This is a genomic window from Rhodanobacter sp. FW106-PBR-R2A-1-15, assembly GCF_058789735.1.
In genome coordinates, this window is the sequence record NZ_JBYTEM010000002.1 from 91,986 (window position 1) to 118,206 (window position 26,221).

The 26,221-nt window shown below is 63.3% G+C and carries 23 protein-coding genes; 13 read left to right on the forward strand and 10 right to left on the reverse strand.

Going from position 1 to position 26,221, the window contains the following annotated elements:
• Positions 1 to 53: 53 nt before the first annotated feature.
• The 9 genes from AC3WTD_RS01570 to AC3WTD_RS01610 all read left to right on the forward strand — a co-directional run bounded on the left by AC3WTD_RS01570 (position 54) and on the right by AC3WTD_RS01610 (position 12,161).
• Positions 54 to 1,079, forward strand: a complete 1,026-nt coding sequence (locus AC3WTD_RS01570; RefSeq protein WP_027484972.1) for a glycosyltransferase family 2 protein — start codon at positions 54 to 56, stop codon at positions 1,077 to 1,079.
• Positions 1,076 to 2,791, forward strand: coding sequence for a glycosyltransferase family 39 protein (locus AC3WTD_RS01575; RefSeq protein ID WP_027484973.1), 1,716 nt, complete (start codon positions 1,076 to 1,078; stop codon positions 2,789 to 2,791). The genes AC3WTD_RS01570 and AC3WTD_RS01575 overlap by 4 nt, the downstream gene beginning before the upstream one ends.
• Positions 2,792 to 2,890: 99 nt before the next feature.
• Positions 2,891 to 4,306, forward strand: a complete 1,416-nt coding sequence (locus AC3WTD_RS01580; protein WP_007509092.1) for a TolC family protein — start codon at positions 2,891 to 2,893, stop codon at positions 4,304 to 4,306.
• The gene (locus AC3WTD_RS01585) at positions 4,303 to 5,352 is read left to right on the forward strand and encodes an efflux RND transporter periplasmic adaptor subunit (protein ID WP_007509090.1); all 1,050 of its coding nucleotides are present in this window, start codon (positions 4,303 to 4,305) and stop codon (positions 5,350 to 5,352) included. The genes AC3WTD_RS01580 and AC3WTD_RS01585 overlap by 4 nt, the downstream gene beginning before the upstream one ends.
• Positions 5,349 to 8,483 carry an efflux RND transporter permease subunit gene (locus AC3WTD_RS01590; RefSeq protein ID WP_007509087.1) on the forward strand — a complete coding sequence of 1,045 codons (3,135 nt, stop codon included), beginning with the start codon at positions 5,349 to 5,351 and terminating at the stop codon, positions 8,481 to 8,483. Before AC3WTD_RS01585 ends, AC3WTD_RS01590 begins: the two co-directional genes overlap by 4 nt.
• Positions 8,484 to 8,488: 5 nt before the next feature.
• Positions 8,489 to 9,169: a response regulator transcription factor gene (locus AC3WTD_RS01595; RefSeq protein ID WP_007509085.1), complete on the forward strand. Its 681-nt coding sequence runs from the start codon at positions 8,489 to 8,491 to the stop codon at positions 9,167 to 9,169.
• A gap of 25 nt (positions 9,170 to 9,194) precedes the next feature.
• Positions 9,195 to 10,403, forward strand: coding sequence for a sensor histidine kinase (locus AC3WTD_RS01600; protein WP_231381761.1), 1,209 nt, complete (start codon positions 9,195 to 9,197; stop codon positions 10,401 to 10,403).
• An 84-nt stretch (positions 10,404 to 10,487) separates the two neighbouring features.
• The gene (locus AC3WTD_RS01605) at positions 10,488 to 11,669 is read left to right on the forward strand and encodes an MFS transporter (protein WP_007509081.1); all 1,182 of its coding nucleotides are present in this window, start codon (positions 10,488 to 10,490) and stop codon (positions 11,667 to 11,669) included.
• Positions 11,670 to 11,759: 90 nt separating this feature from the next.
• The gene (locus tag AC3WTD_RS01610) at positions 11,760 to 12,161 is read left to right on the forward strand and encodes a GtrA family protein (protein WP_007509079.1); all 402 of its coding nucleotides are present in this window, start codon (positions 11,760 to 11,762) and stop codon (positions 12,159 to 12,161) included.
• 228 nt (positions 12,162 to 12,389) lie between these two features.
• Here AC3WTD_RS01610 and AC3WTD_RS01615 read toward each other — a convergent pair whose 3' ends face one another.
• A complete protein-coding gene (locus AC3WTD_RS01615) occupies positions 12,390 to 13,370 on the reverse strand; it encodes an IS5 family transposase (protein WP_007509076.1) in 981 nt (326 codons plus the stop codon).
• A 78-nt stretch (positions 13,371 to 13,448) separates the two neighbouring features.
• Here AC3WTD_RS01615 and AC3WTD_RS01620 point away from each other — a divergent pair, with 78 nt between their 5' ends.
• Positions 13,449 to 15,083 carry an ArnT family glycosyltransferase gene (locus AC3WTD_RS01620; RefSeq protein ID WP_027485181.1) on the forward strand — a complete coding sequence of 545 codons (1,635 nt, stop codon included), beginning with the start codon at positions 13,449 to 13,451 and terminating at the stop codon, positions 15,081 to 15,083.
• A gap of 57 nt (positions 15,084 to 15,140) precedes the next feature.
• Here AC3WTD_RS01620 and AC3WTD_RS01625 read toward each other — a convergent pair whose 3' ends face one another.
• Positions 15,141 to 15,449, reverse strand: a complete 309-nt coding sequence (locus AC3WTD_RS01625; RefSeq protein ID WP_043795550.1) for a hypothetical protein — start codon at positions 15,447 to 15,449, stop codon at positions 15,141 to 15,143.
• Positions 15,446 to 16,609, reverse strand: coding sequence for a tyrosine-type recombinase/integrase (locus AC3WTD_RS01630; RefSeq protein ID WP_027485182.1), 1,164 nt, complete (start codon positions 16,607 to 16,609; stop codon positions 15,446 to 15,448). Before AC3WTD_RS01630 ends, AC3WTD_RS01625 begins: the two co-directional genes overlap by 4 nt.
• 167 nt (positions 16,610 to 16,776) lie before the next feature.
• Between AC3WTD_RS01630 and AC3WTD_RS01635 the strand changes: the two genes are divergently transcribed.
• Both AC3WTD_RS01635 and AC3WTD_RS01640 read left to right on the forward strand, forming a co-directional pair.
• Positions 16,777 to 17,763, forward strand: a complete 987-nt coding sequence (locus AC3WTD_RS01635; RefSeq protein ID WP_015447915.1) for a DNA-binding protein — start codon at positions 16,777 to 16,779, stop codon at positions 17,761 to 17,763.
• Positions 17,764 to 17,913: 150 nt separating this feature from the next.
• Positions 17,914 to 19,680, forward strand: coding sequence for a hypothetical protein (locus AC3WTD_RS01640; RefSeq protein ID WP_157769736.1), 1,767 nt, complete (start codon positions 17,914 to 17,916; stop codon positions 19,678 to 19,680).
• 69 nt (positions 19,681 to 19,749) lie between these two features.
• Here AC3WTD_RS01640 and AC3WTD_RS01645 read toward each other — a convergent pair whose 3' ends face one another.
• Together AC3WTD_RS01645 and AC3WTD_RS01650 are read right to left on the reverse strand one after the other, a co-directional pair.
• The gene (locus tag AC3WTD_RS01645; RefSeq protein ID WP_015447917.1) at positions 19,750 to 19,962 is read right to left on the reverse strand and encodes a hypothetical protein; all 213 of its coding nucleotides are present in this window, start codon (positions 19,960 to 19,962) and stop codon (positions 19,750 to 19,752) included.
• 414 nt (positions 19,963 to 20,376) lie between these two features.
• Complete coding sequence (locus AC3WTD_RS01650; protein ID WP_015447701.1) at positions 20,377 to 21,315, reverse strand: DNA-binding protein; 939 nt, start codon at positions 21,313 to 21,315, stop codon at positions 20,377 to 20,379.
• Between the two features lie 109 nt (positions 21,316 to 21,424).
• Between AC3WTD_RS01650 and AC3WTD_RS01655 the strand changes: the two genes are divergently transcribed.
• Positions 21,425 to 22,561, forward strand: a complete 1,137-nt coding sequence (locus AC3WTD_RS01655; RefSeq protein WP_015447702.1) for a site-specific integrase — start codon at positions 21,425 to 21,427, stop codon at positions 22,559 to 22,561.
• Between the two features lie 72 nt (positions 22,562 to 22,633).
• Here the strand turns inward: AC3WTD_RS01655 and AC3WTD_RS01660 are convergent, their stop codons facing one another.
• The 5 genes from AC3WTD_RS01660 to merD form a co-directional block, all read right to left on the reverse strand.
• Positions 22,634 to 23,584: a CBASS cGAMP-activated phospholipase gene (locus tag AC3WTD_RS01660; protein WP_235645868.1), complete on the reverse strand. Its 951-nt coding sequence runs from the start codon at positions 23,582 to 23,584 to the stop codon at positions 22,634 to 22,636.
• Positions 23,585 to 23,800: 216 nt separating this feature from the next.
• A complete protein-coding gene (locus AC3WTD_RS01665; protein WP_008214509.1) occupies positions 23,801 to 25,156 on the reverse strand; it encodes a dihydrolipoyl dehydrogenase family protein in 1,356 nt (451 codons plus the stop codon).
• A gap of 11 nt (positions 25,157 to 25,167) precedes the next feature.
• The gene (locus tag AC3WTD_RS01670) at positions 25,168 to 25,560 is read right to left on the reverse strand and encodes a group III truncated hemoglobin (protein ID WP_231381787.1); all 393 of its coding nucleotides are present in this window, start codon (positions 25,558 to 25,560) and stop codon (positions 25,168 to 25,170) included.
• A gap of 72 nt (positions 25,561 to 25,632) precedes the next feature.
• Positions 25,633 to 25,851, reverse strand: a complete 219-nt coding sequence (gene merE, locus AC3WTD_RS01675; RefSeq protein WP_008214504.1) for a broad-spectrum mercury transporter MerE — start codon at positions 25,849 to 25,851, stop codon at positions 25,633 to 25,635.
• The gene (gene merD / locus AC3WTD_RS01680; protein ID WP_008214502.1) at positions 25,848 to 26,213 is read right to left on the reverse strand and encodes a mercuric resistance transcriptional repressor MerD; all 366 of its coding nucleotides are present in this window, start codon (positions 26,211 to 26,213) and stop codon (positions 25,848 to 25,850) included. Before merD ends, merE begins: the two co-directional genes overlap by 4 nt.
• Between the last annotated feature and the right edge of the window lie 8 nt (positions 26,214 to 26,221).

Genomic DNA, 26,221 nt, shown 5'->3' on the forward strand with positions numbered 1-26,221 from the left:
CACGAGCCTCGCTCGCTACTGTGCCGCGGATGTCATAGCGCGCAGGGATATTCGTGGCCCCGATCCGCCTCACCGTTGTGGTGCCCGCGTACAACGAAGCGGAAGTGCTCCCCCTGTTTCATGCGCGTCTTGTCGGCGTGCTCGATGGGATGGCGCTCGATGCGCGGGTGATCTATGTCGATGACGGAAGTCGCGATGGCACATGGCTCGTACTCAACCGGCTGATGGGCCAAGACCCGCGCATCGGCACGCTGCGCTTGAGCCGCAACTTCGGCAAGGAAGCCGCACTGACCGCGGGTCTCGACGCCGTGACGGATGAGGCCGATGCCATCGTCATCATTGATGCCGATCTGCAAGATCCCCCCGAACTCATTCCGGACCTGCTGACACGCTGGCGCGATGGCTACGACGTGGTTTACGCCACTCGCGAACACCGTGAAGGCGAGAGCTGGTTCAAGCGAGCGACGGCACATCTCTTCTATCGATTGATGGCGCGCATGGCGGCGTTCAACGTGCCGCACGATACCGGTGATTTCCGCCTGATGTCGGCGCGTGCGGTGGCCGCGCTGCGCCAGTTGCGCGAGCGCCAACGTTTCATGAAGGGCCTGTTCGGCTGGATCGGCTATCCCCATACGGCGGTCATGTATCAGCGCAGCCCGCGCCAGGCGGGTCGCACCAAATGGAACTACTGGCGGCTGTTCAATCTGGCAGTGGAAGGCATCACTTCGTTTTCCATTTTGCCACTGCGACTGGCCACGGCAGTGGGTGTGGCCACATCGGTGTGCGCTTTCAGCTACGGCGCAGGGGCCTTCATCAAGGCCGTGCTGTGGGGTGATCCGGTCAAAGGGTATCCCTCGCTGATGGTCGTGGTCCTGGTGCTGGGCGGTCTACAACTGCTGGCATTGGGCGTGGTCGGCGAATACCTCGGCCGTGTGTACGCCGAGGTCAAACAGCGGCCGATCTATCTGATCGAAACGGCGTGTCAGGTGCCGATGATGCCCCCGCTACACAGCACGGCACGCGCCGACGCGCCGCCATCGGTGGCCGTCGCATCGCTTCCCACCAAGGACCCTCGATGAGCGTCAAGCACATGGCTCAGAACGATGTTCGTCCAGCGGGTGCGTGGCACGCGCGATTCAGCGCAGCCGCCGTGCTACTGGGGATCGGATGGCTCGCGGCCTGGTTCTACGGATTGGCTGGCCGTGCGCTCGCCGAACCCGACGAGGGACGGTATGCGGAAGTGGCCCACGAGATGTTCACGAGCGGCGATTGGATCACGCCCCGCCTGGATGGCTTCAATTTCTTCGACAAGCCGCCCTTGCATTACTGGGCCAGCGCGACGGCCTATGCGCTCTTCGGTGCGCATCCGTGGAGCGCACGCCTGTGGTGCGCGCTTACCGGTTTGCTGGCGATCGTGGCGATCGGCTGGGCCGGGGCGCGGCTTTTCGGTCGTGAGGCGGGCGGCTACGCGGCCGTCATCCTCGGCAGCTCGTTACTGTTCGTCTTTGCCGCGCATATCAATACGCTGGATATAGGGGTTGCGGCGTTTCTCGCCGTGGGCATGGCGTGTTTTCTGGTCGCGCAATTCGATCCGACCGCACGGCATCTGCGCACGCGACTGAATCTGCTGATGTGGGCAGCGCTGGCCTTGGCGGTGCTGTCCAAAGGGCTCATCGGCGTGGTGTTGCCCGGCATGATCCTGGGCATCTTCATGCTGTGGCAGCGTGACTGGGGGGTACTGCGGCGCGTGTCCCTCGTGCCCGGTGTACTGGTGCTGCTGGTGCTGTGCGCGCCTTGGTTCATTTTGATATGCCGCCTGCATCCGGATTTCTTCGACTATTTCTTCATCCGGGAGCATTTCACGCGGTTCTTGACCTCGGCCGACGGTCGCTCCAAGGTCTTTGGGTTCTTTCTCCCCGTCGTGCTCCTCGGCCTGTTTCCCTGGACGTTGCTGTTGCCGTGGAGCAAAACCAGTTGGCGTGCCATTGGTGCCGGTGGTCCCGCACAACGCTTCCTGCTGGTATGGGTGGGCGTGGTCTTCGTGTTCTTTTCGTTCTCGCATTCCCAGCTGCCGTTCTACATTTTGCCGGTGTTTCCTGCTTTGGCGCTGCTGCTGGGTCGTGCAGCCACGGTGCTGTCGCTGCAGGCCTTGGTGCGCCGTTTTTGGTGGGTCGCCACGCTCACGACCCTGGGTGCCGCCACCGCCACGGCAATCGCGCTCGCCGCGCGCACGGCGATCCCGAAAGCCGTGTTGCAGGATGTGTTGAGCGGCTTGTCTTTGGCCTTGGTGCTGATGGCGCTCGCCGCGATGGTGGGCACCTGGGCGTTGCATCGCGGCCGGCGCCGTACGGCCATCCATGGGCTTGCCCTGGCCACCTTGATCGCGTGGCAGCTCACGCTAGTGTCATCGCAGCCCTTGAACGACATGCGTTCCGCGGATCCGGTCGCTCGCCTCATCCAACCGGAGCTCGGACCGCACACCGAAGTATTCACGGTGCATGCCTATTTGCGGGCGTTGCCGTTCTACCTCGGGCGGCCAGTTACCGTGGTCGACCAGGATTCCGATGATCTGACGCCCGGCTTGGCGTCGCGGCCTGATGGCTACATCGCCGACCTCGCCACGTTCGAGCAGCGCTGGCGCGCCAGCCACGATGCGATCGCGTTGGTCGCGGACGACCTGGTGGGACAGCTGCGCAGCGAAGGGCTGCCGTTTCGTGAGCTGGGCCGGGAAGCCACCGGTGTCATTATCACGCGACACGAAACGGCGCCGCCCTTGCGGTCGACGCCATGACGGGGCGCCGATGATGCGTGATGACACTGACGGGAAGGCAGGGTTCGCACGATGCCCTTTCCCTCGAAGGAACCGACTGATCTCCTGCGCGGAAGATTCATGAATAAGCACGCTACACGCCTCCTGGTCATCGGACTGACGCTCGGTTTGACCGCCTGCGCAAGCTATCGGCCACGACCGCTGGAACCGGCCACCACCGTCGCTGCCTTCGAGCAACGGTCGCTGCGCGATCCGGGGCTGCAGGTGTTTCTGCAACGCCATGACGCCACGCCGACCACGACCACGACGCCATCCTCCTGGGATCTGCGCTCCCTCACGTGGGTGGCTTTGTACTATCAGCCGGATCTTGATGTGGCGCGCGCGAAATGGCGCGTTGCCGAGGCGGCGGTGATCACGGCCGGCGCCCGTCCGAATCCGACGTTGGATTTCACCAATCAGTACAACGTCGATGCACCCGCTGGCGTCGGGCCCTGGACGGTGGGCCCGACGCTCAATGTGCCGATCGAGACGGCAGGTAAGCGCGGCGACCGGATTCGACAGGCGCAGCAACTGGCCGAAGCGGCACGCTTGAATATCGCGGAGACCGCGTGGCAGGTACGCCGTCGCGTGCGCAGCAGCTTGCTTGGCGTGTATCCCACCGTGCCCTTGCTGCGTCGACAACAGGAGCGACAAGCGGAGCTGGTCAGGTTGATCGAACGGCGCACGGCAACCGGGGAGGCATCGCAACCGGAGCTCACCCAGGCACGCATCACGCTCAACCAGCTCAGCTTGAATCTGCAGGAGGCGCAGAAGCGTCTCGCAGAAAACCGGGTGCAGTTGGCCTCGGCCCTGGGCCTGCCCGTGAGTGCGCTTGATGGCATCACGCTGTCGCTGACGGCGTTCGAGCAGGTACCACCCCTGAGCGCGCTGCCGTCGCATGACGTGCGACGGCAAGCGCTGCGGGATCGACCCGACGTCCGCGCGGCACTGGCGGACTACGAAGCCAGTCAGGCCGCGTTGCAAGGCGAAGTGGCGAAACAATATCCCGACATCACGCTCGGTCCGGGCTTTCTGTGGGATGCCGCACAGGCCAAGTGGTCGTTGGGGTTGTCACTGGTACTGCCGTTGCTCAACCACAATCAGGGCCCGATCGCCGAAGCCCGAGCGCGTCGTCAGCAAGCGGCCGCCAACTTTCTTGCCGTGCAAGCGCAGGCGATCGGCGAAGTCGATCAGGCGCTGGCCGGTTATCGCCAGGTCGTCCGCAAACTCGCCACGGCCGATGCCTTGCTGGCGGCCCAACGCAAGGCATCCCTTTCCGCCGAAGCGCTGTACCGGGCGGGCGAAACGGATCGGTTGAGTCTGATCGGCGCCCAGGTGGAATTGGCCGCGGCCGAACTGGCCCGTCTCGATACCCTCCTGCAGGCCCAGCAATCGCTGGGCGCGCTCGAAGATGCCATGCGGCACCCCTTGGGTGCACTTGCGACCGACATTCATACCCTTGAAAACGCGCCCCGCATGCAGGATTCCCAGCCATGAACAAGAAATCCATTCTCGCGGCCCTTCTGGGTGCCATCGTGCTGGCGCTAGCGGTCTGGGGATTCCTGGCCGGCCAGAAGGAGCGTGCTACGGAGGCCCAGCGCGAGACACCGGTGAAGGCGCCGTCGCGCGTCTCGCAAGTGCAGGATCTGACGGCGGTCACGCTGGATGCCGCGGATCAAAAGCAGAGTGGGATCGTCGTGGTCACGCCACAGTCCATGGCCCATCGTCCGATGCTGCAGACGTTCGGTACGGTGCTGGATGTGGCGGATCTGATCGCGTTGCGCAACGCCGACGTCGCCGCCCAGGCCCAGGCGGACAAAGCCGACGCCGCGCTGCAGGCTTCCCACGCCGAATACCAGCGACTGCAGTCGTTGCATCGTGACGAACGGAACATTTCCGACAAGGCCTTGCAGGCGGCCGCCGCGGTGTGGCATGCCGACCAAGCCGCGTCGCGGGCAGCGCAAGCCGCGCTGACCGCCGCGCAACAGACCGCGAGCCAGCAATGGGGCGACGTCCTGGCGAAGGCGGCGGCCGCGAATACGTCGTTGTTTACGCGTCTGGCCACCCGCCAGCAAGTCCTCGTCCAGGTGGTGCTGCCCGCGGTCACCGCACTCGCCCCCCCTGTCCAGGCGCGCGTGCAGACCGTCAACGGGGACTTTCACGCCGCCACCTTGATCTCGCCCGCGCCACGCACGGACCCCCGTTTGCAAGGGCTCAGTTTCTTCTATGCCGTGTCCGCTGAGGGTCTCCTGCCTGGCATGGCGATCACCGCGTATCTACCCTCGGGCACGGTGGTCCAGGGAACGATGATTCCCGGCTCGGCGGTGGTGTGGTGGCAGGGTCGCTCGTGGGTCTATAGCCGCAACCAGCCCGATCGTTTTGTGCGCCATGCGCTGCCGGTCGACAACCCGGTGGACGGTGGCTGGTTCGTGGCCCAGGGATTTGCGCGGGGCGAACCGATCGTGGCGACGGGCGCGCAACTGCTGCTGTCGGAAGAGCAGCGTTCACGCATTGCCGTCGGTGAAGACGGAGACAAGCAATGAGGCAGGACGCACCGGGTCTGCTGGCGGCGATCGTCCGCTTCTCGTTGCGGTTTCGCGGCGTGGTGCTGGTGCTGGCGGGCATCCTGATCGTCTATGGCGCGCTCACGCTGTCGCGCAGCAAGTACGACGTGTTTCCTGAATTTGCCCCGCCGCAGGTGTCGATTCAGACCGAAGCCCCGGGGTTGGCGCCTGAACAGGTGGAGGTATTGGCGACCCAGCCGATCGAGAACGCGATCAACGGTCTGCCGGGACTGCAGGCGCTGCGCTCGCAATCGATCCAGGGCTTGTCGGTGATCACTATCACCTTCAATCCGGGCAGCGACATCTATCGGGATCGGCAGAATCTCGGGGAACGTCTCGGCGCGCTCGCCACCCAGCTGCCGCAAGGCGTGCAGGTGCCCGTGATGTCGCCGCTGACCTCTTCCACCAGTGTGGTGCTGGATATCGGTCTGACCTCCGACAAGCGATCACTGATGGAGCTGCGCACGCTGGCCGACTGGACGCTGAAACCGGCGTTGCTGGCGGTACCGGGCGTCGCGAAGGTCGCGGTGTTCGGCGGTGACACCAAGGAATACCAGGTCCAGATCCGCCCGGAGCAATTGCTCAAATACAATCTCGCGGTTGACGACGTCCTGACGGCGGCGCGGCGGGCCACGGGGGTGCGTGGTGCCGGTTTCATCGACACGCCCAATCAGCGCATCGTCCTGCAGAGCGACGGTCAGGCGCTCGCCGTGCAGGAGATCGCCGGTACCATCGTGCGGCATCAGGCGGGCGGCAATGTCACCTTGGGCGATGTCGCGCAGGTGGTCGTCGCGCCGGAGCCGCCCATCGGAGCGTCCTCGGTCATGGGCCATCCGGCTGTGCAACTGGTGATTTCCGAGCAATACGGCGCCAATACGCTTGTCGTGACTCAGAGCGTGGAAAAGGCGTTGGCCAGCATGAAGTCCGGTCTGACCGCGCAGGGCATCACCCTGCATGCCGATCTGTTTCGTCCGGCCAATTTCATCACGACCGCAACCGGCAACATCAAGTCCTCGCTGCTGATCGGCGGCGTGCTGGTCGTGATCGTGCTGATGCTGTTCCTTTACAACCTGCGCACGGCCGCGATCTCGCTGGTGGCGATCCCGTTGTCGCTGCTCGCCGCCGTGACGGTGCTGGAATACTTCGGCTTCAGCCTCAACACTATGACCTTGGGTGGATTGGCCATCGCCATCGGTTTGCTGGTGGACGATGCGGTGATCGTGGTGGAGAACATCTACCGCCGACTGCGCGAGAATCGCCATGCCGAGGTACCGCGTCCCGTCTTCGCGGTGCTGCTGGACGCCTCGCTGGAAGTGCGCAGCGCGGTGGTCTATGCGACGCTGGCGATCGCGCTGGTATTCATTCCCGTGCTGACCATGTCGGGCATCGCCGGCCGTCTGTTCGCGCCGTTGGGCATTGCCTATGTGCTGGCGACACTCGCCTCGCTGCTGGTGGCCATGACGGTCACCCCAGCCTTGTGCTACTTGCTGTTGGCCAACCGCCCGTTGCCGGAACGCGAGGCTCCCTTGGTGCGTTGGACCAAGGACCGGTATCGCGGCGTGCTGTTGCGGGTAGAGACCAGCTACCGTGCGGTCATGACCGTGGTCCTCGTGCTGACGCTGATGGCGGTGGCGGCGCTGCCGTTCTTCGGGGGCGGCTTTCTGCCGGAGCTGCGTGAGGGCCATTTCATCGTCCACATGTCGGCGGTGCCGGGAACCTCGCTGCAGGAGTCGATCCGTATCGGCAACCATGTGACTGCCGCGCTGCTGAAGCTGCCCTTCGTTCGTTCGGTGGCGCAGAACGCGGGACGTGCCGAAAAGGCGGATGACACGTGGGGCACGCAATACAGCGAATTCAACGTCGATCTCAAACCTCTCAGCGGCGATGCCGCCGAAGCGGCCGTCTCGGATATTCGCAAGGCGCTGGCACCGTTTCCCGGCGTCAACTTTGCGGTCAAGACCTTCCTGACGGAACGTGTCGAAGAAACCCTGTCGGGCTTTACCGCCGCCGTGGCGGTCAATATCTACGGCAACGACCTGGACACACTCGACACCAAGGCGGCGGACGTCGCGAAAATTCTGGGGCAGCTGCCTGGCGCAGCGGATGTCCAGGTGCAGTCACCGCCGGGGACGCCGCAGTTGGTGGTGCGCCTGCGCAAACAAGCGTTGGCCCGCTGGGGGTTCGATGCCGTGACAGTGCTCGATGCCATCCGCACCGCGTATCAAGGCGACCAGGTCGGTCAGGTCTACGACGGTAACCGCGTGTTCAATGTCTCAGTCATCCTCGCGCCTCAACAACGCGGAAAGGTGGCCGAAGTGGGGGCATTGCCGATACGCAACGCCGCCGGCACGTATGTCCCGCTGAAGGAACTGGCCGACATCTACGAAGATGCGGGGCGCTACGTCGTGTTGCACGACGGCGCCCGACGCGTGCAGACCGTGACCGCCAATGTGAGCGGGGGCAACGTGTCGGCCTTTGTCGCCGCCGCCAAACAACAGATTGCCGCCAAGGTCGCGCTGCCGCCCGGCAGCTACGTGGAGTTTGGTGGTGCAGCGGCGGCGCAGAGCCAGTCCACGCATGATCTGCTGATCAACTCACTGATCGCCGGTGTCGCCATCGTCTTGTTGTTGTTCATGGTGCTCGGCAGCATGCGCAGTTTGTTGCTGGTGCTGGCCAACCTGCCGTTCGCGCTGGTCGGCGGCGTGCTGGCGGTGTTCGCCACCGGCGGCGGCCTTTCCATCGGCTCGATGGTGGGCTTCGTCACCCTGTTTGGCATCACCTTGCGCAACTCGATCATGCTGCTGTCGCACTACGACCATCTGGTCAACGTCGAAGGCATGACCTGGGGGCCGGAGGCCGCCCTGCGCGGCGCGCAAGAACGCCTCTCGCCCATTTTGATGACGGCGCTGGTCACCGCCTTGGGGCTGCTTCCACTGGCGATTGGCAGTGGTGCTCCGGGTCGCGAGATCGAGGGACCGATGGCGCTGGTCATTCTCGGCGGGCTGGTTACCAGCACGGCGCTCAATCTGCTGGTGCTGCCCACGCTGGCCCTGCGTTACGGTCGTTTCCAGCGCGATACGCCGGAAGACGCCAACCCCGCGGTGGCCTAACGATCATGTTGCGCGTGCTGCTCATCGAAGACAATCGCGACTTGGCCACCACTCTGTGGGATTACCTGGAGTTGCATGGTTTCGCGGTGGATCATGCCTACGACGGCATGACCGGGTTGCGTCTGGCGTTGACGGGCACGCACGATCTGATCGTGCTGGATCTGGGGCTGCCACGTCTGGATGGCCTGGAGGTCTGCCGTCATCTGCGCGCTGCCCAGCACGACATGCCGGTGTTGATGTTGACGGCCCGCGAGACCCTGGACGACAAGCTGCGCGGTTTCGCCGAGGGTGCGGACGATTACCTGGTCAAACCGTTCGCTATGAAGGAACTGGTGGCGCGGCTGCATGCGCTGCATCGACGCGTGCAGCCCCTGCTCGGTGCGCCCCTGCAGGTCGCTGATCTCGAATACGATGCCGCTCGTTTTCGGGTTCGCCGTGGGGGTGTTTCCGTCACGGTGACCCGTGCCGGCCTGCGCCTGCTGGAGGTGTTGATGCGTCGCTCGCCGCTCGTGGTGAGCCATGCGGATTTGGCACGGGCGCTGTGGGGCGAGGCGGTGGGTGACCCCAATGCCATGCGCACGCACCTGCATGCCCTGCGGCAAGCGATCGACAAACCCTTCGAGAAACCCCTACTGCACAGCGTGCATGGTATCGGCTACCGTTTGGCGGATGACGATGCGTCCTAGATTCACTCTCCGCACCCGGATTATCTTGGCGTTCCTCGCCTTCGGCGTGGTGTTGTCCAGCTTGTTCGCCGCCGTGGCCCTCACCTCGATGGCCGACTTCGAACGCATCCTGATGACGGAGTTGCTGCAGGTCGAAACCAGCAACCTGATCGCACACCTTCACATTCAACCCAGTACGCCCCTACCAGCCTCGCAGCGGATCTATGCGTATGTGAGCCGAGTGAGCGATCGCCATGATGTACCCGCAGAAATGGCCGGCCTGCCACCGGGGACACACATACTGGATCGCGAAGGGAATCGGGAAACCTATGTCGCCGTCTCGGACGACGGCGCACAGCGGCTGTACTTCGTCATCGATCTGAGCGACATCGCCCAGCGCGAAGTTTTCCTGCGCTGGTTGATGGCCGGTGTCATCCTGATCGGCACGCTAGTCTCAGGCGCGCTGGGCCTTCTCCTGGCCGGTCGGCTGATTGCCCCGGTTCAGCGACTGGCGCAATGGGTCGAGGCATCGGCGCCGCCCCGTCGTGATAACCGGCTTCGTACCCACTTCGCCAATGACGAGGTCGGTGCATTGGCGGTCGCCTTCGAGCACTACCAGGCACGTTTGGATGCGTTCCTGACGCGCGAACGGGAGTTCACCGCAGACACCAGTCATGAATTGCGTTCACCGCTGTCGGTGATACAGGCAAGCGTCGATCTACTGGCGGAAGACCCCACGGTAAGCCTTCCCGGCCAACGTGCCATCGAGCGGGTGCGGCGGCGTACCACTGAATTGACCGATCTGCTCGATGCACTGCTTTACTTGGCCCGTCACGAGACGGACATGGCGATCGTTGCCGAACCTGTTCCGGTGTGGGCCATATGGCAACACCTCGTCGACGAGCAGATGCAGGCCACGTCGACGTCGGTGAAATTGCACGGCGATGCCAGCGTCACCGTGCTGGCTCCCCCACGTGCCGCATCGTTGGTGTTTGGGCAATTGCTACGCCGAGCGGTCGAACTTTCGAATGGGGCCGCGGTATCCGTTGCCATTACCTCCGCGGGCATCGAACTCAGCCCCTGGCCGGAGGCTGGTGAGAAGACGCCGCCGAATGTCGACCAACAGCGGTCCGACAATGGCTTCGGGTTGACCTTGATCAGTCGTCTATGCGAACGGTTGGGATGGACGGTGCGCTGGCCACAGCAGCCCGGTGAGCCGTTGACGCTCACCTTTGCGGACTCCAACCATGCATGACGGCCGCCCCGATACGTCACAGACCGCCGCTGACTCGGGAAAGAGGGACCCATGGGACCCCATCCCGTTCGTTGAACGCGAACGATGAGGCCAACCGTTTCCAAGACCGTCATCGTGCTCGGCGTCGTGAGCTTTCTCAACGAACTGTCGTCGCAGATCGTTGCACCGCTGATCCCGCTGTTGCTGGTCACGACGTTGGGTGCGGGTCCGGTGGCGATGGGCCTCGTCGATGGCGTGGCGGATGCGGTCGCCAGCGGGTTTCGTTTGTGGGCCGGTCGTCGCTCAGATGTGCGTGGGCGCCGGCGCAAGATCTTCGTCATCATGGGCTATGGTCTGTCGAGCATCGCGCGACCGCTCGTGGGACTGGCGCTCAACTGGCCGATGGTGCTGTTGCTGCGCAGTCTCGACCGCGTCGGCAAGGGGGTGCGTGGTGCCCCCCGCGATGCGTTGGTGGCCGATGCCACGCCGGCGGCATTGCGGGGGTATGCGTACGGCATCAATCGCGCCTTTGATTACGCCGGCGCGGTCGGCGGCAGCCTGATCGCTGCGGCGGCATTGCTGTGGATCAGCCATCGCATCAGCGTGGTCATCATGCTATCGGCCATTCCCGCGGCCCTCGCGCTGGTGGTTTTGATGACTCTCGTCAAGGATGTGCCGGCGAAAACGATCAAGCCAGGAACGGCGCCAGCGCCTTTGCGCTGGCGTGCGTTGACCGTTCCATCGCGGCGTTTCCTGACCGTCTTCATGCTTTTTGCCTTCGCCAGTGCGTCGGAGAGTTTCATTCTGTTACGTGCTCACGAAATCGGTATGGGCAATGTCCAGGTGCTTCTGCTTTGGGCCGTGTTGTGCGCTGTGCAAGCAGGGGTCGCCTGGCGTGCCGGAAAGGTTTCCGACCGTTTCAACAAAGTCGGGGTCGTGACCTTCACCTGGTTGGCCTACGGCGTGGGCTTGCTGCTGTTCGCGTTCGTGGAAAATATCCTGGGCCTGTGGATCGTCGTGATCGTCTATGCGTTGCTCAGCGGCGTCGGCGAAGGCGCGGAAAAAACGCTGGTCAGCACCTTGGCGACGGAAGCTGACCGCGGTACCGCCTTCGGGTGGTTCACGATGATTTCGGGGTTGGGAGCCATCCCTGCCGGGTTGATGTTCGGCGTCATTTGGCAGCAGTCCACCGCAGGTACCGCGTTCGGGGCGTTCGGCGTCCTGGCCATCGTGAGCGCGGTACTGTTGTGGGTGATCTTGCCGACACGGCGTGCGGCAACTATCTGAAGGATGGACAGCGTGCTTATTCAATCGGCTATCTCCAGCAAACATGCGACTGCTCTCTCGTCGCGTCAACACTCAATGAGTTATTCAAGCATGTCTATCAGATCGATCGCCTTGAATGAGGGCGTCCGCCGAACCTTTTTCTTCTTCCTCGCGGGCGGTACTGGATTCCTGCTCTATCTGTGCATTTCGATGGTCTTGCATTATGTGTTTCACGTCGGCGAGGTCGTTTCAGCGATCTGCGGAACGTTACTGCCCATTCCGCCGACATTCTGGATGCAGCGCCGGCTTACATTTCAAAGTGATGCGCCGAAGCGACAGGCACTCCCACGCTATGCGGCGCTCCAGCTGGGCAATGCGGCACTCGTTTCGGGGCTCACCGCATGGGGGACAACCATGGGATTGTCGGGAGGTCTGATCTTTCTCATTGCAGGAATCACGGGCGCTTTGATTTCCTATGTCGTCCAGTCAAAGCTGGTGTTTCACAGCCACTGATACGGTAATTGCATCGACCGAATGCGTTCGGTCGATGTAGTGCACTTTGGTGCGCATTTTCCGCCGCACCATGTCTCCCATTAGGGATGCTCTGATCAATGAAGTTCGAAACAGCCGTCCAGACGGCCGTGCCAAAACTTCCGGTCTTGTTACATAGAAAGATGACTTTTGAGCAGTTCCAGCACTGTCACGGTGCCGTTTTGCGCCGAATCACCATGATTGGGTGCCTCACGGGCGCACCTCCCCTACGGAAGTCAGCAACGTTCGCCGTGCCATCCAAAGATTTGAGAGTGCGAACAACGTCAGTACCTGCGCGGTGTTCTTGAATAGTCCCTTGAAACGCACTTTTTGATAGCCGAACTGGCGCTTCACCACCCGGAACGGGTGCTCTACCTTGGAACGAACCGCTGCCTTCATGTGTTCGGTGTGCTTCACCGCTTCCTTCAACTCACCTTCGGGCATCGCCTTGACGCTGCCGCGTTTGGCAGCGATGTACCAAGTGCGACCGCGCTTGGCTGCTCGCTTCTCGGCACCCTGGTAACCGGCATCGGCGTACACCGTCTTCTCTTTGCCGTGCAGCAGCTTGTCTACTTCCGTCACGTCACCCACGTTTGCTGGTGTGGTGGTCACCGTGTGCACCAAGCCCGATTCAACGTCCACTCCGATGTGCGCTTTCATGCCGAAGTACCACTGCTGGCCTTTCTTCGTCTGATGCATTTCGGGGTCGCGCTGCTTGTCGCGGTTCTTCGTCGACGACGGAGCCTGGATGATCGTGGCATCCACGATAGTGCCCTGACGCAAGAGCAAGCCCTGTTTACCGAGGTAGGAGTTCACCGTTTCGAGAATCCGAACCGCCAAGCCGTGCTGTTCCAGAAACCGGCGGAATTTGAGAATCGTTGTCTCATCCGGGATCGCCTCCTCGTTCAACTCCAACCCAGCGAAGCGCCGCATTGACTCGATCTCATACAGCGCGTCTTCCATCGCAGGATCGCTCAGCGCATACCATTGCTGCATGAAGTGGATGCGCAGCATGGTCGCTGCTGGCATGGGCGGTCGGCCACGTCGGCCAGACGTCGGATAGGCGGGTGCGATCAACGCCAACAGCGCTTCCCACGGCACCACCTTGTCCATCTCTCCAAGAAATTTCTCCCGCCGCGTCGGCTTCTTCTTGGACTCGAAACTGAGCGAGGCAAAGGAACGTTGCTTCATCGACGGGTGCTTCCTGAGGTCTGTCGCTATGATGCCGCAGATCGGGAATAAATCAGAGCATCCTTAGCTGGTTGTCTTATGTCATTCCGTTCAAACCGTTTCGACGCGCTGCGCATGCTGTGGCCCTGGCTCCCCCTGTGGATGGCTGTCGCGTTGGTCGCGATCTTCATGCACGGCCCGATGCCGATGTATTCCACCCGTACGCTCGCGGTGGCGTGGGACATGTGGCATCGGCACAGCTTCATCGTGCCATCCCTCAACGGCGCGCCTTACAGCGACAAACCGCCCATGCTGTTCTGGCTGATTCATGTGGGATGGGCTGTCGGAGGCGTGGGCGACGTCTGGCCCCGTGTGCTCGAAGTTTTGATGGGGGCTGTCGAGTTGGTGCTTGCCACCGTGCTCGCACATCGTTTGTTCCCCGAACGCGCGGCGGTCGCGCGAACGACTCCATGGGTGTTATTCGCCTTCAGCTATGCGTTCTTGTTCGGCCTGCAAACCATGTACGAAGTGCTGCTTGCCGCCAGTGTTCTTGGTGCCTTGGTCAGTCTTGCCCCGAGCTCGCGTCGTGAAGCGCCTTGTTTCATCGGATTCGCACTGGCGATCGGCGTGGGGTTGCTTACCAAAGGCCCGGTGATGCTGTTGCACGTCGCCTTTCCCTGGTTACTGGGTCCACTGTGGAATGACTGGGCGCGGCGTGAATCACGGCGGTGGTACGCCGGCGGTCTGCTCGCTGTACTGACCGGATGCGGCATGCTGCTAGCGTGGGCGCTCACGGCCGCCTCGATCGGTGGCCCCACCTATCGCGAGCAATTGCTGTTCCACCAGACGGCAGGGCGCGTGGTGGAAGCGTTCGCGCATGCGAAACCGCTCTGGTGGTACCTGCCGCTACTGCCGCTGTTGGTGTTTCCGTTCGCGCTATGGCCGAGGCTGTGGTTCGCACTAGGGGCCCTGCGGCGTCCGTTCGAACCAGGACTGCGTTTCGTGTTCGCTTGGCTGGGTCCGGTGTTACTGGTGTTCTCGCTGATCAGCGGCAAGCAGCCGTATTACCTGTTGCCGGAATGTGCGGGTTTCGCCTTGCTGTTCGCCGCCGCCGTGGCTCGGAAACATGCTCCTCCGGGAAGGAGCCGTTGGCTCGGTCCGTGGCCGTTGGCATTCTTGTCCGTGGGAGCTGGTCTGTCCCTGTTTGCACTTCCGCAGCTCATTGCGCGCGGGGTAGTCCGTGATCCGCAGCTCGCCACGCTGGGGGCTTTCAGCAGCGCGTTCGGCGTGTTCTATATTTTGCTCGGTGGCCTGCTTCTGCCAAGAAGGGGCGAGTTGCACCGCATTGCTTTGGTGGGCCTTGTGGGTGCCGTCGCCGCCAACGGTCTATTCACGCTCACCTGGTGGCCGGCTTTCGATCTCAAGCCGGCGGCGGTGTTACTGGCACGTGCCGAAGCTCAGGGCAGACCCATCGCCAATGTGGAAACGTACGACGGTCAGTTCGACTTTCTGGGCCGATTGACACGGCCCATGACGCAGCTGTCCGAAGGCGAGTCGGTGCAAGTGTGGGCAAAGGCACATCCCCGAGGATGGATCGTGAGCTACCCAGCCACGGTGACATCTCTCGATCGACGTATAGCTCTTTATGTACAGCCGTTTCGTGGCGTGTGGTTGACCATATGGCCAGCCAGCGAATTGGCCGCCGGCCGCGAAGGCCTGCCGAAGGCGAACTAAACAACCGCACCCTTTGGACGAATTTTCCAACTGAACCCGGTTGAAAAAAGCACGCTATCAAATTTTCAAATAATCATCACACGCGGTGATGAGTTCTCGCAGTGTCGGCTCATCCGCATCAGGACGGGCCGCCAGCAGGGCGCGAAGTTCCCCAATCTGTTTATTGTCTGGAATCAGTTCGGACGGACTTTCCCACATCCAGTCGATCACGATCGGCAAAAGTTGGGTGGCAGACAACGTGGCCACTTCATGCCGGGTGGGTACATACATGCCCGCCCGAAAAACGGGGCTATCCAGCCCATGACTTTCCCTGGCCGCCTTGAAAGCACTGGCGGGCATGCCGAAACGATCGTCGGGGTCAGTCATGGCAGGTCTCCTTCTCTTTGCTGCGAGGCGTCGGCTCGCGTTCTCGTTGTGCTTGCATGCCGTGAATCTTCTTCTGCGTGGAGGTAAATCGATGTCGTGCCGATCGAGCTGTGGCGAAGATTCTGCTGGATGTGGTGGATCGGTGTTCCGTCTTCGGCCTGATGCGTGGCGGCCGTATGCCGTAGCCAATGAGTCGACGCCCGCCGCACTCGGGAGGCTTTGGCGGCATCTTCCTTTTGGAGCGTATCCGCAACATGCCGGAAGGTGGCCTTGACGATCTGATAGATCGCCGTGGGAGTGAGCGCAGAAGCGCGGCCGGCGATCCCCAGAATGGCCGGTATCTTGCCATTGTCGGCCGGCGCGGGCGGCAACCCATGGAAGCCGCGATAGCGCGCGAAATCCTCCATGAGATGGTCGCTGAGGGGGATCTGACCCTCGACGCCGCCTTTGCCCACGACATGGAGCCACCACCGACCACGAACGCGCTGGAAATCGCTCTCGCAGGCCGCGGCGGCCTCGGAAGCCCGTAAAGCCGTTTCGTACAGGAAACGCAGTACCCAACGAGCGCGTTCGTAGCGTTGGCAATCCCGGTTCGTCGACCGTGGCCAACCGTCGATGCTGTGAAGCACGTCGTCCCAAAGGGATCGGTCCAGATAGCGCTCGATAGCACGGGGCATCCCGCGACGCGCCCGTCGCCGCTGCAGCACAAACGGACTGCCGGCGAGATAGCCGGCGCGTACGAGATAGTTGAACAGCCCTGCGAGGATGCCCAAGGCCTGACGTCGGCTGCGCTCGGCCAATGGTCCCGTGAACAGGCGCCGATGCTCACCACGACGGGCCAGACTGTCGTCGCACCAAGTGGCGGGCGGATGGCAGAGAAATGCTTCGTAGGCGATCACATCCTCGCGGGTGAGGCTCGACACCGGCTTGCCACGTATTTGCGTGGCCCAGAGCAGCAGCCGTTCTGCCTCCTTGCGGTAGCTGCGAAAGGTATGGGGCGAGTCGTGATATTCCGCCAGCCACAGGCCGATCGCCGCCACGTCGTCATTGGCCGCAATCTGTCGGGCCACGTTCGCCGGAGCACGGTTGGTTCCGGCGCATCCCGACAGGACAGGAGGCAGGGCCTGGGGTACGGCGAGGCTCAAAGGATGTTCAGTCATGCTTTCCGATGTCCAATGCCGCGGGACCACCAGCGTACTGCTGAATTACTTTCGATTATAGGGATTATCATAAATTTCCTGATTTCATCATTACACATATAACGTAATACCGTGATATACATGATTCATATCCTGCGAAATTGACCCGCCAGCAACTGAGAATGCCCATGAGCCGTGTCAGTGATACCCGCCAACGTACCCGCGAAGCCGCTGCCCAGCTCGTTGTCGGCGGCAAACGACCCCACGAAATCACGGTCGACCAGATCTATACGGCCATCCAGCAGGGCAGCCGCACGACGATCAATGACGAGTTGAAGCTGTGGAAGGACGAACGTACAAAAGCGGACGCCCTCGGCGCCGATCTCCCGGCCGCTGTGGCCGATGCGATGCGCACCCTGTGGGTGTCCGCTGTCGAGCAGGGCGAAGCGGTATTTGCCGAACAGCGGGGCGCCTTGGAGACCGCTTTGGCGGAGGCCGAGCAGCAGCGGAATGCAGCCCTGCAAACGCGCGCCGATGCCATGGAGATGGCGACAGCACTGACCGAACAGTGCGAAACACTTCGACATGAAGTTGCCGCGCAGCAAGCGCGCGTGGAGACCGAGATGGGTGCGAAGAACCAAGCTCTGCAGGATGGGCAGGCGCTGCAACAAAGGTTCATCACCTTGCAGACCGAGACGGCTGAACAGATCGAACGTATCCGTCAAGCTCAAACCGAACAGGCCGAGGAATTCCAAGCCGCGATCGCGAGCCGAGATGCGGCTTTCCAGATCGAACGCGATAAAGCGAATGAGCGACTGGAGATCGCGCAAGCACGCATGCTGCAGGAGATCGACGCCGCACGCGAAGGCCAGCGGCGCGCGGAAAACCAGCTGACCAAAGCGCGAGAGCGACTGGAACAGCAGCAGGCCAGCTTGGCGGAGCTACGCTTGGATGCAGGGCGCCATCGTCGCGAGTTGGCTGAGCGTGATATCCGCCTTGAAGCACTGGCCACTACTGTCGCAGAGCGGGATCGGATGGTCATCGAGTTGGCCGCAGTTCGCGGGCAATTGGAAGGGATGGGCACGGCGGTGCAGTCGCTCGAAGCCCGGGCGAAAGCCGCAGAAGCTCGGTTAACTCAGACACCCGCACCGCCTCGAAAACGCCGGCAACATTAGAACATCGAAAGACGCGCTTTACATTTTTGGGGGTTGGGCAAAATTAGCCTGGTTGAGCCATTTCCTACGGTGGCAAGGGAACGGGACGTCCCGCATGTCGCCAGGGTCGAAAGCGGCCCCGCGCCTGCTACCGAGGATGGCGCCGAGGCATTGACGCCGCCCGCCACGCTGGCGCCGCCGAAGGTCCAGCTCGACTCGACCACCGCCCTGCCGGTGTTACCGGCGATCCCGCCGGATGAGGAGCCAGGTGGTGATGGCCTCTCTGCGGCGCCGCACGATGCGGCACCGCCACCACCACCGCGCCACCTCGATGTGGCCGACACGACGATCGTCGCCTCATCGACCCGCTATGTCGCCGTCTCCCAGGTCCAGGGGACGCTGCGCTCGGGCAGCAAGAAGCCGGGCGCGGTCCGCAAAGTTGCGATCGACCAGGTGATCGAGTGGCTGCGTGGTCGCAAGGGCGTCGCTGTGCCGGCGGACTGGCGCGAGCGATCGTCATGGGAGGTCGGGACCGACACCGGCGCCAAGCAGTGCTGGTGGGAGACGGATGGCAGCCATGTGGCGATGCGCCTGGATGAGCCTTGTGGCCAGCTGCCGGGACGCCATTGGCGCGTGGAGTTCGTCCTGGCGCTCACTGCGAAGGAGGTTGTCGTCGGCACCCGTCTGAGCGTGCTTGTCCAGCGCGGGGTGGAACCACAGGTCAAACCCTCTGTTCCAGGCCTGGTCCGCCTGATGAACAGCAAGCTGGAGTTCCTCGCGGACGGAACACCGGGCAACGGCACGGCTGAGTTCGTCGCCAGCGACGCCGACGTGCGCCATCTTGTCGGGTTGATTAGCGACCGCCACCGGACCATCGCGCTGGTCATCATTCACACGGCCACCGCGCGCTCACGGGCGGCGATCTCGGCGGCGACCCTGGCCAAGAGGGTCGCCGGCATTGCTCGCGTGGTGATGATCGACACCGGCGGAGCGCAGCGGCTCGCGCACGCGCTCGGTCCGGCAGGCGTGATCCCCCGCAACGGAGTGCGCCTCTACGGTCGCCAGTTCGACGCGGATCTTGCCAGCGCGAGCTGTCCCGTCCTTCCGCCCGAAAGCTGGCCAGGCCGGGACGCTGTGGGCCAACTGGAGGACGCCTGCGCAGTGGTTTCGGTGTCGGTCGACGACGCCGAGATTGACGTGCCCTCCTTTGCGCATATCCGGCAGCTGATCGCGCGCGAGCGGCGACGCCAAGAACGCGAACGCCTGACCAGTGCCAGCGAGGAAGTCGTCGACGAGATCGCGAGCCTCCGCGCGGCCCTGGCGGCGGCCGAAGGCGACGTAGCCGCCGCCGAAGAACTCGCCGCCGAGCAACAGAATCGCGCCGAGGAGACCGAAGAGCAGCTGCGCAGCGCGTTGGCGAAGCTGATGATCGCCTCGGAGCGGATCGACCAGCTGCAGGCCGCGCAGCGTGCCGCCGTCAACGACGTGCCGCTTCCGGAAACTTGGGCCGCGTTGGAGCGATGGACGGTGGAGCAATTCCAGGATCGGGTGGTCTTGACCGCGGGCGCGATGCGCGCCGCCCGCGCGTCGGTGTTCGAGAACATACCTCTCGTCGCCGAGACGATCGCCCTGCTAGGCAACCAGTACTGGACGGTAAAGACCACCGGGTCGGAGGAAGCGCGCCTCGATCTCGTGGAGGCGCAGAAGAAGTTGTACGTTGAAATCAGCCCCGCAGGCGAAGCGCTGAACAACGCCAAGCTGAAGGGGCAGTACCAGACCACGTATCAGGGGAGGCGTTATACCCTGGACCAGCACGTGAGTGGATCCAGCTCGCGCGATCGCCGCCGCGGTTTTCGTCTGTACTTCACGTGGTCGGACGACTTACAGAAGGTGATTATCGGCAGCTTGCCTGAGCATCTCGACAATACGCTCACGTGATCGGACAAGCGCCACTTTTCTTGTGGCGAAAATTCCACCCGATACAGCGAGATCCCGGCCGTTCGCCGGCTAGGCCTCGCCGATCGCTTCGGATAAAAGGGCCGACAGTCGCTCGTGCACCCAGGCTTCGTCGGCCGGTCCCGCGGCGTCCTGCACGACGTCGGCCTCGCCGGCGAAGGCCATCATCAGGTCGCCGTTGTCAGGGTATTCGGCTCGGAGCGCCGGCAGCCGGGCCGCGAGGCTGGCGATGCTGCTTTCGAGTTCGGCGCGTGATGATGACATGGCGCCATTTTTCCCTTGCGCGCCATCGACGCGCAACTGTAGCGGCGCTGATTACGCCATGGCTTGCGCATCAGGGTGTCGTCGGCTCCGCGCTGTCCCCGGATACGAAAAAGCGCACCTGCGCCATAGCGAGGTGCGCTTCAGATCATGGGCAACCGAACAGCAAGATCAGGTGACGGTGCTGCCTTGTTTTAGGTGCAAAAAGTAACGCTTCGCGCCATTCGGCAACACATTGATTGTATTAATAAAAAGATCTTGCGAGTTTAGCAAATATCATTTCAATCAAAGAGTTGCTGTTACCCCTTTTTGAGACCCTAATTCGGGCTGATCGGCGGTGGTCCGCGATGATTTTGCTGCAAATAGTGACACTTCGACCTTGCGGTGGGTCGGATTGACTCGGCGGGGCCGGCATCGTCAACGGGAGGAACGCGTGCGAGGCCTGGCCGATTTTGCGGCCTTCTTGGCCGCTCCTGGGCGCTTAACCTTCGTGGCCTGACCTTGGGCCCGAAGGATCGCGGGCAGATCGCCCAACGTGGCCCATTGGCGCTCCAGCGTCTCGACACGCGCCCGGTACGCCGCCACGTCTTGCTGCGCCGTGGTCAAACTGGCGCGGACGGTGGTCAGTTCGTGCCGATGCTTCTCGCGCTCGGCAGCACGTTCCTTCTCCACAGCGGTCAGCCGGGTGCGCCATCCCTTGCTCTCCTGGCGGGCGCGATCCACCTCGGCGTGGCCATGATCTTCCGCGGCGCGCAGTTGCTGGGCCAGCGATTCGCGTTCGGCGGCCGCGGTGGCTTCCTGGGCCTGCAGGCGCGCTGTGACGCTGAGGTACTCCGCTTCCAGTCGCCCGTTACGCGCTTCCAGCGCTTCCCGCTGCTGGGTCAGATCCGCCAGTTGTGCGGCTTGCTGCTCGACGAGCCGTTGAATATCGGCCAAGCGTGCCGCCATGGCCGTTTCGGCCTGCTGCGCCTGCGCGAGCGCTTGCTGGAGTTGCGCGTGCGCCTGTTGAAGGGTCTCTCGTTCACGATCAAGCGCCACGCGATCGTCGGCGAGTTGTTGCCGCTCACGGGCAAGGTCGGCATGCACGGCCTCGCGCGCCTGCTGCCACGCCTGTGCCCACCATTGTTCCGCCAGGGTGGCGATTCCGGCGGGGACGTCGGGGATCGATGCCATCGCCTGCTGTGCGGTCAATCGGGCGCCCAGCGCCTGCCACCACGAATCGAGTAGCCGGGTGACGGTGTTCGGCGAGCCGGTACCGAGGTGGGCGCGGATCCGCTCCACCGTGGGGCGCTCGCCGGCGGCCACGAGGGCGTCGGCGGCGGCGTGAACCTGCGCTTCGGTGATGCCTTTGGCCATGGCGAAGCTTTCCTCTGTGCGGCGTGACCGGGTTTGGTGCTATACAAGCGATAATAGATCGTTATCGCAAGTAGGCCTTTCTAATCGTTACTTATCTTACATACTACATATGAAAAGAAACAGCGATTTGCGACTTCCCACCCTGCCTCCTATCGCTCCGCCGGAGCAATTGGCCACGGAAGCGGCGGCGGCCGTGCGCGACATCCTGGCCGAAGCGGCGTCGGCGAACACCGCGCGCAGTTATGCCAGCGCGCTGCGCTACTGCGCCGCCTGGTATCAGGGCCGCTACGGCCAGCCGTTTGCCCTGCCATTGCCCGAGGCGGTGGTGATCCAGTTCATCGTCGACCACCTGGCCCGTCGGAGCGAATCGGCGCTCACCTGGGAGCTGCCGCCCGCACTGGATGCCGCACTGGTCGAGGCCGGCCTCAAACAACGCCTGGGGCCGCTGAAGTTGAGTACGATCAGCCATCGGATCGCCGTGCTGTCCAAAGCGCACCAGTGGCGTCGCGTGGCCAACCCGTGCGAGCAGCCGGCCGTCCGTCACCTGCTGGCCCGCGCCCGCCGCGCCGCGGTCAAACGCGGCGACCGCCCCACCAAGAAGACCGCGATCACCCAGCCCGAGCTGGCCGCGCTGCTGGCCACCTGCGATGCCTCCCTGACCGGGGTGCGCGATCGCGCGCTGCTGCTGTTCGCGTTCGCCAGCGGCGGGCGCCGACGCAGTGAAGTGGCCGCCGCGGACCTGAGCGATCTGCGCCGGGTCGGCGAGCGCGCGTTCGTGTACCACCTGGGGCACAGTAAGACCCAACAGGCCGGACCGAGCGTCACCGCCACGCCCGACAAGCCCATCCTGGGTCCCGCGGCCGACGCACTGGCCGCTTGGCTGGCGGCGGCTCAGCTCACGGACGGCCCGATCTTCCGTCGGCTGTGGCGGCACCGCATTGGTGGCGGCCTCTCACCCGCCTCGGTCGCAGCCATCGTGCAACGCCGCGCCGCGATGGCTGGGTTGGAGGGGGACTTCGGCGGGCACAGTCTGCGCTCGGGCTTTGTCACCGAAGGCGGCCGCCAAGGCATCGCGCTGCCGGCGTTGATGGCCATGACCGAGCACCGCGCGGTGGGCAGCGTAATCGGGTACTTCCAGGCCGGTGGCGTGACCGACAATCCCGCGGCGCGCCTGCTCGACGATGGCATCCTGCATGCGTCGCACGCATCGTCCCCCTCATCGGTTTCGGGCGACGATGCGTCATGACCGCCGGCGCGTGCTCCACGCGGGCTATCCGCGCACAAACATCACCCCGCCTGGCGCATCCGATGACCCGATTCAAAAGATGGCCATGCGGGTGCGTAAAAATTCCTCATCCGACACGGACAATTCCGCCAGGTTTTTCAGTGCGGGCAAACGACGCACGTCATCCATGGCCATCGGAAAATCCAGACGCGGGTTGATGCGGTGGTAGGCGGTACCCAGCAGGCCCGCCGCCAACAGATTGGTGTACTGCGACTGGCTTTCGTCGATGACGTTGTGGAAGTGCGCACCCCAGGCCAGCAAACCGCCGTTACGCAAGCGTTCTGGGGTATAGGGCATGGCACATTGCTCACCGGTGCCTATCGACAATACGGCCAGTTGTGCCAGGCACGTGGCACCAAGGTCGTGAGGCGGCGCGATACCGCGCCGACTCGGGCGGCTGAACTGGAACGCCTCCACCACACCGAGTAGCGCGGGGTTGTTGGCGTAGAGCCCACCATCGACGAGATCGCTCAGGCGTTCCGTCGCGTGGGCGGCGAAGAAGGTTGGCGCCGCCGAGGTGGCTAATGCCAGATCGGCGAGACGATCTTCGCCACGCCATGGGCCTGGCTTCGCGTAATCGCTGCGGAAGAGATGGGGTCGTGCATTGGTCAGCGAGGCCGCGGTGACGCAGACATCCGTCTGCACCGCGCCTAAGGTGAGGTCGCCGAAGAACGCATGCATCGCCTCGCGTAAGGCGTCGCTGCGGTAACGGGGGCGGAAATTTCTCATCCACCCGAAGCGCCGCATCGTTGAACCGAAGATGCGCGGCACGTGTCTTTCATACAGGGCGGATATCTCGCTCACCGGTCGGCCCAGTGCCAGCGCCAGTGCGATGATCCCGCCCGTCGACGTACCACAGATGAGGTCGAAACGCGCCCCCAGCGGCAGCGCGTTATCAGTCAGCGTATTCAAATACGCTTCGACGCATTCGAGAATCTTGAGTGTCAAATAACCGCGGGCGCCGTCCCCATCCAGGGTGAGCACCGAAAACAACCGGGCGGTACCGGCACGAGGCGATGGGGGTTGCGCTAAATGCATGGCAGAGGGTGTGCTGGCTTGGACTCTTCGATGCATGAGAGGAAACGCGAAGGCTGCCCTTGTCTTGACGAGTTCGTTATGCGCCTCGCGTGGGTTGAGGTGCTGCACTAGGTCACGTCAGGAAAGCTACACGCCGTGCGGACTTTTTGCTTGGCGCGCCTGCTACACCATCGAACTGATGTCCGAGGCATAGCTGGGATAGGCAAAGATGATGCCCTTGAGCTTGTTCGCCGTCAGTCCAGCGCCCATGGCCATGGCGAGCAGATTGATCTGTTCCTCGGCGCCGGGGCCGATCAGATGCGCGCCCAGGATGTTCCCGCTGCCTTTCTCGACCAACACCTTGTAGGCGCTGTGTCGCGCGCCCACGCGCAGGGAGGAATACCACTGCGCGGTTATCTCGAAATGCGCGTCAAAGTCCAGCCCCTGCTCGCGTGCCGCGTCTTCGGACAGCCCGACGGACGCCACGGGCGGAAGCGTGAAGACGACGCTGGGGATCGGCGGGTAGTGGATCGCGCGCTCGTCTTTTCCGGCGAGCAGGTTCTTGCCCGCGATCCGGCCCTCGTTGGCCGAGACCGGGGTGAGATTGGGGCCGCTGTCCGCGCAGTCGCCGGCCGCGAAGATCGCCGGGTTGGTCGTGCGCATGAAGGGACTGACTTGGATGCCCTTACGGCCGTAGGCCACGCCCGCGGCGTCCAGGTTGAGATGCTCGATGTTGGGCACGCGCCCGGTGGCATGCACCACCCTGTCGCAGGCAATGGTCTGGGTGCCTTGCGGCGTTTCATAGGTCACGATGAACCCGGCGCCGTCCTGCTCGATCGTCAACACCCTGGCCTCGGTCCGCAGGTCGATGCCCAGATCGGCGGTCGCTTCGGAAAGCATGCCGACCATGTCGGGGTCGAAATTGCCCAACGGGCGCTTCATCATTTCTAGTACCGTGACGTCCCTTGAGCCGGCGCGTTTGCAGATGTGGGCAAATTCCATCGCGATGAATCCGCCGCCGACGAAGACGACCCTGTCCGGCCGCTCCGGCAATTCGAGGAAGTCGGTGCTGGTGATCAGCAGGTTTTCGCCCGGGATATTCAAGGTCATCGGCCGGGCGCCGGTGGCAAGGTGAAAATGCCGAGCGGTCAGGAGTTCGCCATTCACTTCAATCGTGTTTGGTCCGGTGAAGCGGGCCTGGCCATGCAGGGGAACGACACCGGCCCGCTGCATCCCGGCTTCGATCCGACCTGACATGAGGTCGGTAAAGCTGCGCTTGAAAGCGATCATGTCGGGCCAATCGACAGCGGTTTGCGCCCGAAGCCCCTTGCCTTTCAAGTTGCGCGCCCAGTCGACGCCCTCGGTCACGGCGATCAGCATTTTTTTGGGGTCACACCCGCGTAAGGCGCACGTACCGCCATAAGGCAAGCTATCGACCACGGCGACCTTCCAGCCTGCCGCCGCAGCCATGCGGGCGACGCCCGTACCGCCGGTACCGGCCCCGATCACGATCAGGTCGAAACTCTCATTTGGGTTCATGCCATGCTCCTTTACTTCCGACGGACGTCGAGCAGCGCTTCGAGGTTGACAGCGATCGTGGACGCAAGGCGCTTGGCCTGGATGGCGGCGTGCCCGCGGAATTGCTCGTCCACGGTTGCCACAAATAACGCCAACCACCGCTGAAAGTGGTGGTGGTGCAAGGAATGTCGCGTGTGCAGCGCCATGTGCTGGGCAATCATGTTGCGTCGATAGCCCTCATGGTCACCGAGCAGCATCTTGCGCCAATACGCGCGAATCTTTGGTATATGTTGCTGCAGGTCAACGTCTTTGAAGATCGGTCCAAGCGCGGCATCAACCCTCACCTTGGCGTAAAAGGCGTCCACGAAGTCGGCAATGGCCTCCGGTGAGTTCAGTTCACGCGAATCCATGGCGATCGTTTTCACCTGGCGCTCAAGGGCATGCGGATGCGTCCGATCGGCCCTCGACGAATTCAAGCCGGCCGTGCATCAAACCGCTCATACGCGTCCTCCAAACGCACGTATCGCCCGCCACACGGATAGCCCGAACAAGCTGATCAACCCCAGTGCCGCGATGACCCAGTGCGCACTGAAAAAGGCGCCGGCCGTCGTACCCGCCAAGAGCGCGGCCAGGATCGGGAGGTGACACGGGCACGTCAGCACAGCCAGCCCGGCCCACAGGTAACCCGTGATGGATTTGCGCTCGTGACCGTTCATCGCCGTGCCTCTTCGTGTCGACCAACCTCTGCCCGCAGCGCGCTCAATTGCGCCTCCAACCCCACCAATGCCTGCCGCCGCTCATCGACGATTCCGCCTACCTCTGCCAGGCACATCACCGTCTTATCGGCATTCGATGCATCCAGCGACCGGCACAGTCGCGTCACGACGTCCAGGCCGACCCCTGCCTCGACCGCGGACCGCACGAAACAAAGCCGGTGCAGGGCGTTCGCGTCGAACACGCCATAACCTCCATCGGTGCGCGCGGCCGGATGCAGCAGCCCGCGCACCAGGTAGTCACGCACGATATGCACGCTCACGCCGGCGTCTTTAGCCAGCTGTGACACGGTGTAGGCGTTCATCGAACACC